General features: G+C 61.9%; 14 protein-coding genes. 7 read left to right on the top strand and 7 right to left on the bottom strand.

Features of this window, described 5'->3' with window-relative positions; all coding sequences use genetic code 11:
- From VEJ16_05635 to VEJ16_05605, 7 genes are all read right to left on the bottom strand, one after another.
- Nucleotides 1–196: hypothetical protein (locus VEJ16_05635; protein ID HYB09130.1), on the bottom strand; the 196-nt coding region annotated here is incomplete at its 3' end.
- Between the two features lie 595 nt (nt 197–791).
- On the bottom strand, nt 792–1490 hold the full coding sequence (locus VEJ16_05630; GenBank protein ID HYB09129.1) for a hypothetical protein: 699 nt from the start codon (nt 1488–1490) through the stop codon (nt 792–794).
- Nucleotides 1491–1981: 491 nt separating this feature from the next.
- A complete protein-coding gene (locus VEJ16_05625) occupies nt 1982–2785 on the bottom strand; it encodes a formylmethanofuran dehydrogenase subunit C (protein HYB09128.1) in 804 nt (267 codons plus the stop codon).
- A complete protein-coding gene (gene fhcD, locus VEJ16_05620; protein HYB09127.1) occupies nt 2782–3678 on the bottom strand; it encodes a formylmethanofuran--tetrahydromethanopterin N-formyltransferase in 897 nt (298 codons plus the stop codon). Before fhcD ends, VEJ16_05625 begins: the two co-directional genes overlap by 4 nt.
- The gene (locus VEJ16_05615; GenBank protein ID HYB09126.1) at nt 3675–5339 is read right to left on the bottom strand and encodes a formylmethanofuran dehydrogenase subunit A; all 1665 of its coding nucleotides are present in this window, start codon (nt 5337–5339) and stop codon (nt 3675–3677) included. Before VEJ16_05615 ends, fhcD begins: the two co-directional genes overlap by 4 nt.
- On the bottom strand, nt 5336–6580 hold the full coding sequence (locus tag VEJ16_05610) for a hypothetical protein (GenBank protein HYB09125.1): 1245 nt from the start codon (nt 6578–6580) through the stop codon (nt 5336–5338). Before VEJ16_05610 ends, VEJ16_05615 begins: the two co-directional genes overlap by 4 nt.
- On the bottom strand, nt 6577–6984 hold the full coding sequence (locus VEJ16_05605; GenBank protein ID HYB09124.1) for a 4a-hydroxytetrahydrobiopterin dehydratase: 408 nt from the start codon (nt 6982–6984) through the stop codon (nt 6577–6579). The genes VEJ16_05610 and VEJ16_05605 overlap by 4 nt, the downstream gene beginning before the upstream one ends.
- 103 nt (nt 6985–7087) lie before the next feature.
- On the opposite strand from VEJ16_05605, the gene VEJ16_05600 reads away from it, so the two are divergent.
- The 7 genes from VEJ16_05600 to VEJ16_05570 all read left to right on the top strand — a co-directional run bounded on the left by VEJ16_05600 (nt 7088) and on the right by VEJ16_05570 (nt 13500).
- Nucleotides 7088–8080: a beta-ribofuranosylaminobenzene 5'-phosphate synthase family protein gene (locus tag VEJ16_05600; GenBank protein HYB09123.1), complete on the top strand. Its 993-nt coding sequence runs from the start codon at nt 7088–7090 to the stop codon at nt 8078–8080.
- Nucleotides 8077–8967, top strand: a complete 891-nt coding sequence (locus tag VEJ16_05595; GenBank protein ID HYB09122.1) for a methylene-tetrahydromethanopterin dehydrogenase N-terminal domain-containing protein — start codon at nt 8077–8079, stop codon at nt 8965–8967. Before VEJ16_05600 ends, VEJ16_05595 begins: the two co-directional genes overlap by 4 nt.
- A complete protein-coding gene (locus VEJ16_05590) occupies nt 8951–10153 on the top strand; it encodes an ATP-grasp domain-containing protein (protein HYB09121.1) in 1203 nt (400 codons plus the stop codon). The genes VEJ16_05595 and VEJ16_05590 overlap by 17 nt, the downstream gene beginning before the upstream one ends.
- Nucleotides 10129–11106, top strand: a complete 978-nt coding sequence (gene mch, locus VEJ16_05585; protein ID HYB09120.1) for a methenyltetrahydromethanopterin cyclohydrolase — start codon at nt 10129–10131, stop codon at nt 11104–11106. The genes VEJ16_05590 and mch overlap by 25 nt, the downstream gene beginning before the upstream one ends.
- A 52-nt stretch (nt 11107–11158) precedes the next feature.
- Nucleotides 11159–12031: a RimK family alpha-L-glutamate ligase gene (locus VEJ16_05580; protein ID HYB09119.1), complete on the top strand. Its 873-nt coding sequence runs from the start codon at nt 11159–11161 to the stop codon at nt 12029–12031.
- Between the two features lie 121 nt (nt 12032–12152).
- Entirely contained in the window at nt 12153–12620 is a 468-nt protein-coding gene (locus VEJ16_05575) for a GFA family protein (GenBank protein HYB09118.1), read from the top strand.
- Nucleotides 12621–12633: 13 nt separating this feature from the next.
- Nucleotides 12634–13500, top strand: a complete 867-nt coding sequence (locus VEJ16_05570) for a triphosphoribosyl-dephospho-CoA synthase (GenBank protein HYB09117.1) — start codon at nt 12634–12636, stop codon at nt 13498–13500.
- Nucleotides 13501–13532 lie beyond the last annotated feature (32 nt).

Genomic DNA, 13532 nt, shown 5'->3' with positions numbered 1-13532 from the left:
AGGCGACCGCCAGAGATATCGCGGAAATTCCCGCGAAAAGAACCTTACGCATTGTATTCTCCTTCCATTGGTATGTGGTTGTGTTTGTTGTCCCTGCTTTTTTGCGCGAAGTACCCGCCCGACGCGCTTCGATACCTGTCGAGCCGGGTTTGGTTAATGCGGCCGCTTGTGCCGCATCGACGAATCGAAGCTGCAATGGGCATGCCAGTGAGTTACGATGACTAATTATCTGTTATCTAGGGGTAATTTCGGACGCACGATCGAAATGACTTTAAGGCCTCTCGACACAGCTGGCTGCAGACCTTGCTAAAACTAAAATATTTCAATTAGTTACATGATGTATTACGGGTATGTCATAGTTTACAGCGCCTCTTGATTGAGCTAGCGACCTATCCATTCTTGAAGCTCGAGGCTCAATGTGCGATCGCAATGGCATCACAAGTGCACCAGCAGGCATGCCTCACTTCGTCTGGGCCACGGGAACGCCGCCTGGGTTCCGAGCCTCCGGTGACTCCTCCCTGGAGATCCAGACCTGCCCGCATTTTCATCCTTGAGTTAAGCAGACAACCTTAACATCGTCCAAGAGGCCGGCGGTGACTCCGCTCGAACGTTGGAAGCGCTTGCTCAGGTTCTTCAAGTGGCTCCAGAAGAAACGCCCAGCCGCGAAGCCGAGGATCACTGAGACACCCCCGACGAAGCCCAACTTTCCGCCCGACGACGTGCAATGACGACTCATGAATCGCAATAAGCGCAGGAAGCCGACTGCTCTTTCGTGAAAAACCAGACCTCAATCAGCCCGCCGTCAGCTTGACGATCTCGAGGATCACCCGCTCGAGAGCTCCGGTAGCGTGGCACGGCACATTCGGCCAACCGGGGGTGACGGGGAATACGGCTGACTGACCGGTGTTGAAATTCACCAAGGTGGTGTCGCTAAGCGGTGGATTGCTGTCAACCGTCACGACGCGAGTAAGAATATATTTCGTGTTCACGGAGACGTTTGTCGTGTTCGCGTCAACTGATTGAACTAGAATGCTCATGCGCCCTTCGAGCGACATCTTCCGGTGGACCTGCGCCGTTATAAAACCATTGGTCACCTGATATTCCTGTACAGCCCGTGAGGCTGGAAAATTGTAATCACGTTCGCCCCCACCACCCATCGCCGAATGGATCATACCGCAATCGACGTAGCGCTCCGGATCACCATTGTAGCTGACGTTAACGAGACCGGACTCTTTGTCGAGATTGTTGATGGCAAATAATTGCTTGGGGAGGCCGGCGACCAGCTTCTTCCACACCTCGTCCTTCGGTGTGGGAACCGTTTCGGAATTGGTGATTGGAACGTTGGCTGGGCCTGAGGAGTTAATCGCGCCCGAACAGCCGGCGAGAAGCGCGGCGGCGAGGACGCCGCAAACAACGCTGGCATCCACTAAGCCGATTGGACTTTGTCCCTTCGTTCGATTTCCGCGCTCGCCCGCGCCGTCCTCGAGCATTTGAAGCGCTCCAAGCGTCACTGATCGCACGCCAGACTCGTCCTTTACCTGGTCCCGCTTCGGCGGGGTTCTCTGTTTGCCTGCCAATATTGTCGCGCCCGCGCGGGCCGGATTTAGAAACGATTAAAGTTTGGCTGAGATGATGATTCTGGGCAAACAGCATCAACAAACGAAGCGGAGTTGCACCCCTATCCTTCGTGAATAGGATGACCGTCCCGTGACTGACAATGTCGTGATGTTAACATCTAACCCATACGACGAAGCTGCGCATTTGTATGGGAGCCTGCGCAGCATGCGCGATTTAGGCGCGCGAATAATTGCGGATTCGGAACTGCTTCGTGCAGGCAGAATAACCGCGCGACAAGCAAACGCACGATTCGCATTCGGGCAAGAGCTGCTTAATGAGGTGCGCAAAACGCTCGGCCTCCGCCCCTGAACAAGTCTGAGTGATCGCAAAATAGGAAGACATAAGACAAATAGTGAATTGCGCGTCAGAGGGGCGTGAGGAGCTCTCCCCGTCCGCCGTTCGCATGGTCGCCCAAAAATCGTCGCATCGGCCCCAGCCGTCCGGCAAGCGCGGCAAGGCCGAGCTCGCCGAGCCATTGTGCCAAAAGACGCACGACGACGAGTTCGTGAGCGCCGCAGTCGCCGAAGGTCGGGCCGATATGGGCAAAACCTCCGAGTCCAACGATACTCCCACGCCGCATCGCCGCACCTGCGCTCGACCCCATAGAGCCGCCCACGACGATCGTGCCCGCCACCATCCGCGCGCCACACGCCTCCGCTGTGTCCCCCGAGACGGCGACGAGCCCCCGCCGCAACCGGTAGCCGCACCTGGCACCCGCTCTGCCCGACACGATCACGACGCCGCCACGCATGCCGCCCGTGGCACCCGGCAATGCGCCGCCGACACCGTCACCGGCATCGCTCGCGATGTGAATCTTACCGTCGCGCATGTCGGTCCCAGCACCGAATGCTACAGAGCCCATCACGCGGATTTCGCCGCCGGCGAGCCCAAGGCCGAGATACGCCCCCGCGTCGCCGTCGACGATAATTTTGCCCTGCGTCATGCCAGCGCCGATACGATCGAGCCTACGCGCCGCACCCGCGATGACAAGCGCATCGCCCGTGCTGCTTTCCACGCGGAACCAATCTCCCAAACGCTCTCGGCGATTGCCAACGTGAAGAGGCAAGCGCTCGATCTCAGCGAGGCTTAGATTCGCAAGGCGCTCCGGAATGAGCGTCTCAACGCCGACCCGCACCGGTAGCTCGGCCTTGATCGTGAGACGGATCATTTGAGCAGTTCCGCGAGATGAAAATGATGGGGGCCGAGCTTGCCGCCATAGTTCCCGGCCGTAATCCGGACGATCCCGCTCTCGGGTCCCTCGACGCAGGCTGCACGAATGCCGGTCGCCATGGCCGCCCCAACCGACTTCTCGTCCAATCCGTCGATCACGATTTCGAGCACAGAGGCGACATCCGGCTCGAGCGCCCCATCGACCGCACCCTTGATCGTCGGGCAAAACGCATGATTGGTGGAGGCGATGAGGAACTTGTAGCGCGAGCCGACCTTCGAGCCCGATCGCACGATGCCGCCGGGGAACGGCATGATGGCGCCCGAGACTTTCCGCATGGCGGCGATCGCGCGCTTTGCCGCGGCGAGCGTTGCCGGCCGGCTACGCCCCAGGATGAGAAAATTGCCGCCGCCGACGGCTTTTTGCTCGGCAACCTGATCCTCGCAAATGAACTCGCCGTCCATGACGGGAATGCGCCAATAACGGCGACTGCCGATGCGCTTGGCCGTTTGAAAGCCGTCGCCGAAATAACGGAGAACGCGGCCGAGTGGAAGTTTGTTTTCGCCATCGAGCCCGGCGAAACAAGCGGTACCCGGGCAAGTCAGAACGCATTGCCCGACCCGCTCGCGCAATGCCTTCGCAAGCGCATCGCGCGAGACGGCGAAGAGCAGCACAGCCACACCGGGTCGGCCATCCGGAGTCTCTCCCGGCGCAAGTGCGCTTTCTATTCCGGCTTCGACACCGCAGCCGATTACCGACGTCGCGAACCCGGTCATGGAGTTTCCCGCGACCTCCGCCCATTCCAGGCTATCCGCGGTGACGAGGAGGCGCGTGGCGCGCATGCCGAACGCTTCGGCGAATGTCTCTTCGACGGTAATGCCCGATAGCTTCACGACCGGGTCCTCGGCCGGCAGGCATGCTCGATAACGCGCACCCCGCCATCGGCCAACTCGGCTTCGGAGATTCGAAAATGGTCGAAACTGACCGTCATATGGTCGTCGAAAAAGGACTTAATGCGGCGTTCGATCGCGGCATCGAAGTCGGGCTTGACGATATGCGTGGCACTCGCCGGCGCCGCCAGCAATTCGCCCCGTCGAGCAACCTCGACCCCATCCTTGAAGACGTGGCGCGGCGCCTCGAACATACGCTCGCGATTCTGATCCTCCGCATAGATAGCGATATCGGCCGCTGCGCCGACGCCGAGATGACCGCGGTCGGCGAGGCCAAGAATGCGCGCTGGTCCCGCACGCGTCATGATTGCGATTTCATCGAGCGTGTATTCACGGTCGATCGTGCCGAGCACGGTCGCCGCCCGTGCAGCCGGATGGATTTGAGCCAGACAATCGTTGCGGAAGCCGCGGTCCATCAACAGCCGAATGAGTCTCGGGTAGCTCGTGAACGGCGCGCCATTCGGATGGTCGGTCGTAAGGAAGACCTGCCACGGATCCTCGATCAGCAGGAACAGCTCGAGCCCGATCGCCCACTGCAATGCGTTGACGAAGTTATTGTCGCGATACCGAAACGGCACGAGGCCGCAACCGCCGTCGCATTCGATATCCATGACAATCCATTTGTCGGGGGACGCCAGACGGTGATTCCGGTACTGCGCCATGGTGTCGCCCGACGCCGTCACGGTCTGGCCGAACATGATCTGGCCGACATCGATGGTAACATTCGGATTCCGGTTTACCGCCTCGGCGAGCCGTGCGGCGGCCGACGAGAAATGCCGATCCCCTTCAGTACCATAGCTATGGAATTGCGCGTGCGTGAGATGGATCGGAAAACCCTCCGCCGCCGCGATCGTGGCAAGGGTGGTGTCGATGTTGCCGGGCACGCCGAGATTGTTGCAGTGGACGTGGAGCGGATGGTGCACGCCGATCTCTCGAACCGCACGCGCAAGCGCTTGGATCAGTCGTCGCGGTGCGACGCCGTAATGTGGGCCGGCTTGCTCGATTTCGAGTCCGCGGCCGTTGAATTTGAAGGCGCTGATTCCGCCCGGATTGACCGTCTTGACCCCGAGTGCCGCCGTGGCGTGCATCATCCAGGCAACGTAATCATTGATCTCTTCTTGCTCCGCACCCTCGGCGAGCATTTGGAGCAGCAATTCCTCGTTGCCCAGCATGACGTATGCGCCTTTGTCGGCGATGGGCACGTCCGCCATTTCGAGATGAGCAGCGCGCGCATTCGACGGCACCATCGCCGGCTCGAACGCCGCGGTATAGCCCATCGCGGCGTAGCGATAGCCCGTTGCGAATGTCGACGGGGAGACGTATCCGCTCCCGGAGCGGGCTATTGCGCTGTGGGAACGCATCTCGATGCGATGATCCTCGGTCATCAACAACCGGGCGAGATTGACTTTTCCGCCGGCGATGTGGCTGTGAATGTCGAGGGCCCCCGCCATCACGACGAGACCCGACGCATCGCAACGGATATCCACCCGCCCGCCGTCGCGCGGTGCGGCGATCCGGCCATCCTCGACGAAAACATCCGATACCACACCGCTCTTGCCGTGCACCGGATCGTAGATGCGGCCGCCCGAGATACAGCCGATCAAGGTGCGTCCTCCCCCAACCGCGTGAGAATTTCTCGAACTGCCTCCGCCACCGTTGGCAGTTCGCTCGATCGCGTTGCGGATATTGGCAGCGCCACCACATTGTCGGCGCGTACGATCGCCCCCCCGTGATCCAAGGCGGGCACACCCGCCCGGATCACGACGTCGGGCGTTCCGCCGATGGCGGTGTCGGCCGCGACGATGGCAATCGTCGGCAGGCTCGTCGCCGGCGGGGGCGCTGGCGAAATCACCGCAGTCCACACCAGCGCGTCCGCCTCCCCGTCACCGACCAATCGCTCCGCGTCATAGAGCCAGGGATCGTGTTCCGGCACGCCGCGAGAAAAACAAATCCGACTTGGCCAGCCGGTCTGCCACAGCAATGCCTGTGAGACTCCGAGGGCATTGTCACTCCCGCCGAGCGGCAGGCCAACGCTCCGTGTCGTGCGATTGAGGGTCCTGAGGATATGCAGAAGAATGCGTACGGCGATCTCCCGCTCGGCGGCCGGGAAATGCGCCGCATCCCACAGAATGGCGCTGTGGTGTGCGGCCTTGAGGCGGTTGGAGAGTGCCGCGAGTGCTTCGATTGGAATCCCGGCCGCATGCTTTGCGTTCAATTTCCGGCCGAGCAGCAGTCCGCTCAGCGCACCCAGCGCTTCGACGAAGCCGCCCGATTGGCATGCGAGATGCTCGGCAAGTGACAAATCGGCGAACGCTCCCGCGTCGGGCCCGAGGAACGTCACCCAGGGAGGGTTCGTGCGGTAAAGTGGCGCGCGATTGCGAAATAGACGTTCGCCCAAGCGCGGGTAGGCTTCGCCCGGCGCCCTGCCGACAAGCAAAATCGCCTCGGCGCGGTTTGCGATCTCGCTGAAGGTTCCAAGAAAGGCGCCGCTATCCCGGATCACCTCGAGATTGGCTTGCTGTGCCGAACTCTGCCAGCGGTCGATTGCCGCTCCGGCCTTCTCGGCGAGGGCGATCAGCGCTCGGATTCCCGCGAGATCGGCGCCAAGCCCGGTAATGAGCGGCAATCGCGCCTTGCGAAGTATGCTTGCCGCAGCAGCAGCGGCCGCCTCAAGCTGCGATTCAATGCCGCGCACGCGATGGTCCACCGCTGTGAGGCCGCGCGCGAAACCCTGGCTTGCCTTGGCGCAGCCCCGGCTCTCCACGCCGGCCGGAGAGCGCGGGAGATCGTCACAAGCCAGCCCGCAAAACGGGCAAGTGATCGTCGACACGTCTCCCAGGCTCACGTGTGTTCCGGCGCTTTGGCACTCGGCTTGTCGTACTTGATATAGGCGAAGCGCTGATCCTGTTCGGGTGTCCCCTCGAGCGCACTGCCCGGACCTGGCCGCCATTGGATCATGTCCTCGATTTTCGCAGCGAGCTCGAAATCCTTGTCGGTGACCCCCTTTGCGGCGTGGTTCATGAGGCGCACCTCGACCCACGCATAGGAGGCGGTGATGTCTGGATGATGCCATGCGGCCTCCGCAAGATGTCCAACCGCATTGATCACCATCAGGGTGCCTTTCCAACCGTTGGTGCGGTATCGGCGTCTGATCCAGCCGTCCTCGTAATACCAATGCGGCAGGCTCGCCGCTAATCGGGCCTTGATTTCGTCGTCGTTGTAGGTGCGATCCTTTGCCCGCTCGACCATTGCGTCCTCCGTCGGTCTACGGCTTGCGCTTTATTTCGAGATTGAATTTAGTCTATCGTAACGTCGCAATGATACAACGCAGTCGCTGCCGGAGCTGCCGGCCATGATCGGACCTGGGCCCGCAGAGGCGGTGGAGCTTTTCGCACCGGCGCGAATCCATCTCGGCTTCCTCGATCTGCATGGCGGCCTCGGACGCAAGTTCGGCAGCCTCGGCCTGACGATCGAAGACATCGGCGTGAGGTTGCGCCTGGAGCTTGGGCCTAAAGTTCGAACGGAAGGCCCATCGGCGGAGCGGGCCGATCAATTTCTTGCGCGCGCTTGCACGGCCCTAGGGGTGACGATGGGGCATCGGCTCGAGATCGCGAGCGCCATTCCGCCGCACGTCGGCCTCGGTTCCGGGACCCAGCTCGGTCTTGCCGTGGCTGCAGCACTCGCAAAACTTCACGGAATCGAAACCTCGACGGCAGCGCTCGCCGTCGCGATGGATCGGGGTACGAGATCCGGCGTTGGAATCGGCGCTTTCGATCGCGGCGGGTTTCTCGTCGACGGTGGACGCCGCGCCGGCGGGGGTTCAGCTCCCATCATCGCGCGCTTCGATGTTCCGAAGGACTGGCACATTCTCCTTACGTTCGATGGTGCGCGTAATGGATTGCACGGCGCGGCAGAGCAGGCGGCGTTTGCAGCACTGCCACCCTTTGACGAGGCGACGGCGAGCCGGCTCTGCCGATTGCTGGTGATGCGCCTCCTGCCCGGCATTGCGGAGGCCGATTTCGACGCCGCCTCGGAGGCGATCGCCGAGATCCAATCCCATATCGGACGCCACTTCCAACCCGTGCAGGAGGGTCTATACAGTAGTGCGGCGGTCGCCGAAGTGCAGGGCTGGTTGCGCGAACGCGGCGTCTTCGGCCTGGGCCAATCGTCCTGGGGTCCGACAGGTTTCGCACTGATTAGGTCGGCTGAACAGGGCCAACATCTCCTCGAGGAAACCCGCAAGCGCTTTGGCGACAAGAAGTCGCTTCAATTTCGCCTCGTCGCGTGCCGCAACCGGGGAGCCGAAATCCGGCTCTTGAAACGAACGGAAAGTCGCACCCCATGACCAAGCCCCGCATCCTTCATTTCGTGACGCCATTGGCGAACGTCAGCCCCTTCGACGTCAACATGGCTGCCGATGCGGGTTTCACGATCGCGAGCTATACCCATGTGGGCTTGAATGAGGTTACCGCCCTGACCCAGGACGCCATGTTCTCGCGCCCCCCACCCGATGCGCCCAAGACATGCCTCTTCATCGGCGGTCGCGATGCGGCCCTCGCACTCGACATGATGGCGGCTGCCAAGGCGGCCATGTTTCCGCCGTTTCAAATCTCGGTCTTTGCCGACCCCTCCGGCGCCTTCACGACGGCGGGGGCAATGGTTGCTTGCGTCGAGCGCCATCTCAAGGCGATAGGCGCTTCGATCTCCGGTGCGCGCGTCGGCGTGCTGGGGGCCAAGGGTGTCGTCGGTGGCATTACGGGTGTGATTGCCGCGGAGGCGGGAGCGGACGTGGTGCTGATCGCGCATGACAAAAGCGGAATTGTCGAGCGGAAGGTCGCGGAATTCGAGACGCGTTTCAAGCGTCGCTTTGTCGCGGCGGACGGAAGTACCGACGCTGCGAAGCGGAAGGCGATTGGGGATTGCGTCGCGATATTTTCAGCAGGGCGCGCCGGCGTACGGACCTTGTCCCATGCCGATCTCGTTCACGCCAATCGCTTGCTCGTCGTGGCGGACATAAATGCAGTACCCCCGCTCGGTGTTGAAGGCGTCGACGTGATGGCGGACGGTGCTGAGATTGTAGGGACGAAGTCCGTCGGCATTGGGGCGTTCGCCATCGGAAACATAAAGTTCAAGACCCAGCACGAGCTGCTAAAACGCATTCACGACGCCGCCAAGGCCCAGTATTTCGACTACCGAGATGCGTATCAGGTTGCCCGTGAAATCGCCTCGTGAGCGGCGGAAGGCCGTTCTGATCGTTGCCCAATCGGCACGCGCGCTCGCCGCCGCGGCACGGCGTTCACGCCAGCCTGCAATTGCGATCGACGCATTTCGCGATCTCGATACCGTCGAACTCGTCGAGGAATGCATCCGGGTTCCCTTCGGTCCTTACGGGTTCGACGAACGGATACTGTTCGCCGCAATCGAGGAATGCCGCACGCGCGTCAGCGGACTCGTCTACGGCACGGGATTCGAGCATTCGCCCGCACTTCTTGCGAGGCTCGAAGCATTGGTGCCCTTGATTGGCAACACACCTCAATCGGTCGCCCTTGTGAAGGACCCAATCTCTTTCGCGAATCTTTTGAAAGAGATCGGGGTTCCTCATCCGGAAACCACCCGACAACCGAGGATCGGCCGCAATTGGCTTCGCAAGCGCGTTGGCGGGGCGGGTGGCGGACACATTCGGGAAACGGCGTCTGAAAGCGCGTTCTTCGACCCTTCTCTCTATTACCAGCGGCGGATGCCCGGGTCGCCGGTGTCCGCACTTTTCATTGCGGATGGGCGACGCGCCCGCATTCTGGGCTTCAGCGAGCAATGGAGCGACGGCGGCGACGACATGCCATTCCGATATGGCGGCTCTGCCGGTCCGATAAAGCTGCCGGGCCCGATCGAAGCGTCGGTTCGGCGTATCTGTACCGCATTGAGTGCTGCGGCCTGCTTGCGGGGCCTCAACAGCCTGGACCTGCTGATCGAGGAGGGTCGCGTGGTTGTCCTTGAGGTCAACCCGCGGCCGGGGGCGACGCTCGACATATTCGATGGCAACGGCGGCCTGGCACTTTGGCGCCTTCATTGCCGGGCTATCGAAGGACGTATCGCTGCGCCGAGCCAAAGGAAGGCAGCCGAGGTTAAGTCCGTGAGGGCTGCGTCGATCGTTTATGCGCCACGACGGCTGAGGATTCCCGACGCGTTCGAATGGCCCAGATGGACCTCGGATCGCGGGAGAGATGGTGCGATCGTCAATCGCAACGACCCTGTCTGCACCGTCCGCGCAAGTGCGGCGACAGCGTCTGCCGCGCGCGGCATCGTCGCCGATCGTGCGCGCAAGCTGTCCGCAGCACTTGATCGCTCGCGCCTGCACACGCAGGGAAACGTGAGATCGTTGGAAAAGAGGTCGCCGTGGCCGAATCGAACGACACCCTGAGCCTCAATCGCCTGGCGGCACCGCTTGTCACAAGCCTGCTCGATGCAGCGGCGGTGCTTCGGATCGAAGTTACGCGCGACAGCTGCGGTGCGATTCTCGTAGATGGCGGTATCGCCGCGCGAGGCGGCGTCGAAGCGGGTCGTCGCATTGCGGAAATCTGCCTTGGCGGATTGGGACTTGTTGCGATCGGGAGCGGCGACATTTGGCCGTGGATGATCACCGTGACAGCCTCGAACCCGGTACTCGCCTGTCTCGGCAGCCAATACGCGGGATGGAGCTTGAAATCCGATGATAAGGAAGACAAGTTCTTCGCCCTTGGCTCCGGCCCGGGCCGCAGCCTGGCGGCCAAGGAAGCCCTCTTTCAGGAACTCGGCTATCGCGACCGTGCGCAAGACGCCGTACTCGTTCTCGAGGTCGACCGCCCCCCGCCCTCTGCCCTCCTCGGCCGGATCGCGACCGATTGCGGCGTCGACCCAAAGCGCTTGACGATTATCATGACGCCGACCCAAAGCCTTGCAGGATGCGTGCAAATCGCCGCGCGCTCGCTCGAGGTGGCCCTCCACAAAGCGCACTACCTTCACTTTCCGCTCGAGCGCATCGCGGATGGTGTTGGGGCAGCACCACTGCCGCCACCGGGGCAGGATTTCCTATCGGCCATGGGCAGGACGAACGATGCGATCTTGTACGGCGGGTCCGTCCAGCTCTTCGTCGATGGGCCGGAAGCCGATGCCCTGGAACTCGCGACAAACCTTCCGAGCAGCGCCAGCCGCGACTATGGCCGTCCCTTTGCCGAAGTGTTCTCTAGCTATAAGGGCGACTTTTATCAGATCGACCCGCTCCTCTTCAGCCCCGGGCTCGTTCAAGTGACAGCACTTTCGACGGGACGGACATTCCGCCGCGGCATTCTCGATCCAGCACTCCTCCGGCGCTCGTTCGCCCTTGCCGAGGGCTAGCCGCACCGCACGCGCCAGAACACCGTCTCCTCATTCGGGTTATATTCTTGCTATGGCACGCATTGTCATCTTCACCGACGGGCCGGATTGGCATAGCCGCAGATTGACTGCCGCCTTCGATCGGAAGGGCGCTGCCGTCCTGGTGCGCTCGCTTCGCGACTGCATTTTCCACGTCGGCGACGGAGGCAGCGGAATCTCAATCCCGGGCCTCGAAGGCGAATTACCCGATGCAGTACTGGTTAAGACGGTCGCCGGCGGCAGCTTCGAACAGGTGACGTTGCGTCTTGGTTTTCTCCATGCCCTCGCCGCACTCGGCGTCCCGGTCGTCAACTGTGCACGAGCGATCGAGCGCTGTGTCGACAAATCCATGACCAGTTTTCTTCTTCATCGCGCCGGGATCCCGACACCGGTTACCGTCGTGGGCGAACGCGACCAGACAATCAGCCGGCTCGTCGGCGACCGGCCGTCCGAATGGGTTGCAAAGCCGCTCTTCGGCTCGCAGGGTCGTGGCCTTCTGCGCTTGCGATCGAATGAGCCCCTGCCTCCGTCCGAGCTTTATGCGGGCGTGCGGTACATTCAGCGATTTGTCGGTCGCAATGAGGGCTGGCGCGATTTTCGTATCATGGTCGTCGGGCGAAGCCCCGTCGCCGCCATGATTCGCCACGGCAAGGGTTGGATCACCAATGTGGGGCGTGGCGCTCGCTGCGAGCCCGCTACGATTACAAATTCGATGGCGGAACTCAGTCTGGCGGCTGTGGGGGTGGTCGGTGCGGAATATGCAGGTATCGATATGATCGAACATTCGGATGGCGCATTATACGTTCTCGAGGTGAATTCCATGCCCGCATGGAAAGGGCTCCAAGGTGTTGCGTCGTGCGATATCGCGCAAATCCTGGCCGACCATGTGCTGGGCTTCGTGAGCTGAGCCGCGACAGCCGCTGCATCCCGCCACGAGGATGCCTCGGATTGGCGCCGGCGCCGGATGACGCGAAAAATGTAACAAGCACAGCGTTCTCAGAGGGTCAAACGACGACGCGGAGATAGGCATGACAGATTTGTTCGATGGCGGTTGCGCCTGCGGCACGGTGCGGTATCGACTGAACTCAGCACCGATGTTCGTGCATTGCTGCCATTGTCGCGATTGCCAGCGACAAACCGGGAGCGCCTTCGTGATCAACGCACTCATCGAAACGGACCGGATTGTCATGGTCTCCGGCGAACCCAAGCCCGTGGCGGCGCCGACCGATAGCGGGAGTCCCCACGACATCTATCGCTGCCCGAAATGTCAGTGTGCGGTGTGGAGCGATTACGGCGCCCGGCCGGCTCTGCGCTTCGTCCGCGTCGGCACACTGCACAATCCCGGCGCACTGGCGCCGGACGTACATATCTTTACCCGATCGAAGCTTCCGTGGGTCACGTTGCCAAAAGACGTTCCATCGTTCGAAGTCTACTACGATGCGGAGCGCGTGTGGCCCAAGGCCAGCCTCGAGCGTCGGCGGGCGATCCTCGGCTGACGGTCCGGCTGCGATGCGGAACGCTACGCTCGCCGCCATCTATCGCAAGGCCTGCCTCGACGAGCTTCGAGCGCTCAAGCCCGGCAACGTGCACGTTCACGCTGGGGGCAACGGCATGACCGTTACCGATTTCGAATTGAGCGCCGAAGCATCGGCGGCTCCTATTTCTGCGACAGGCCAGCCCCTGGGGCGCCGAATTTTGGATGCCGTGACCGCGACGCAACGCGCCGTCGGCTGCAATACAAATCTCGGCATTGTTCTGCTCGCGGCCCCCTTGCTCGCGGCGGCCGAGACCGCGCCGCCCTGCGGCTTGCGCAGCACCCTTCGCGTCGTCCTCGAAAGGACGACGATCGAGGACGCCGCCAACACCTACGAGGCAATCCGCCTTGCCGGCCCCGCAGGCTTGGGGACATGCCCTGAGCAGGACGTGCGCGGCGTCCCCACGGTCGACTTGCTCAAAACGATGATCCTCGCCGCGGACCGGGATCGAGTGGCGCGTCAATATGCCACGAGCTACGCCGATGTTTTCGACGTCGGGGTCGCGTCGTTGGTGAGGGCCCGCCGTGCCGGCATGAGGCGAAATCTGGCGACGAGCGGGACTTACATGGCATTCCTCGCGGCATTTCCGGATAGTCACATCGAACGCAAATTCGGCGTCGATCGCGCCGAAGCCGTGCGCGCGGAGGCCGAAAAAACTTTGGCTACGATGCGCTCTGCAAGGATGATCGATGAGGAGGCCGCGCTGTTGCTCGATTTCGATCGACGTCTCAAGATGTCGGGATGCAATCCGGGGACGTCGGCCGATCTAACCGTTGCGAGCTTGCTCGCTCTCGCCATCGCAGATATGCTCGACCCCGTCGCAAATTCGAAAACGGCTTGAGTGCCGCACGATTGCGTATGCCCGAAATCGAG

Source organism: Alphaproteobacteria bacterium, from assembly GCA_035625915.1.
Lineage (GTDB): Bacteria > Pseudomonadota > Alphaproteobacteria > JACZXZ01 > JACZXZ01 > DATDHA01.
This window is presented reverse-complemented; position numbering and strand designations above follow the sequence as displayed.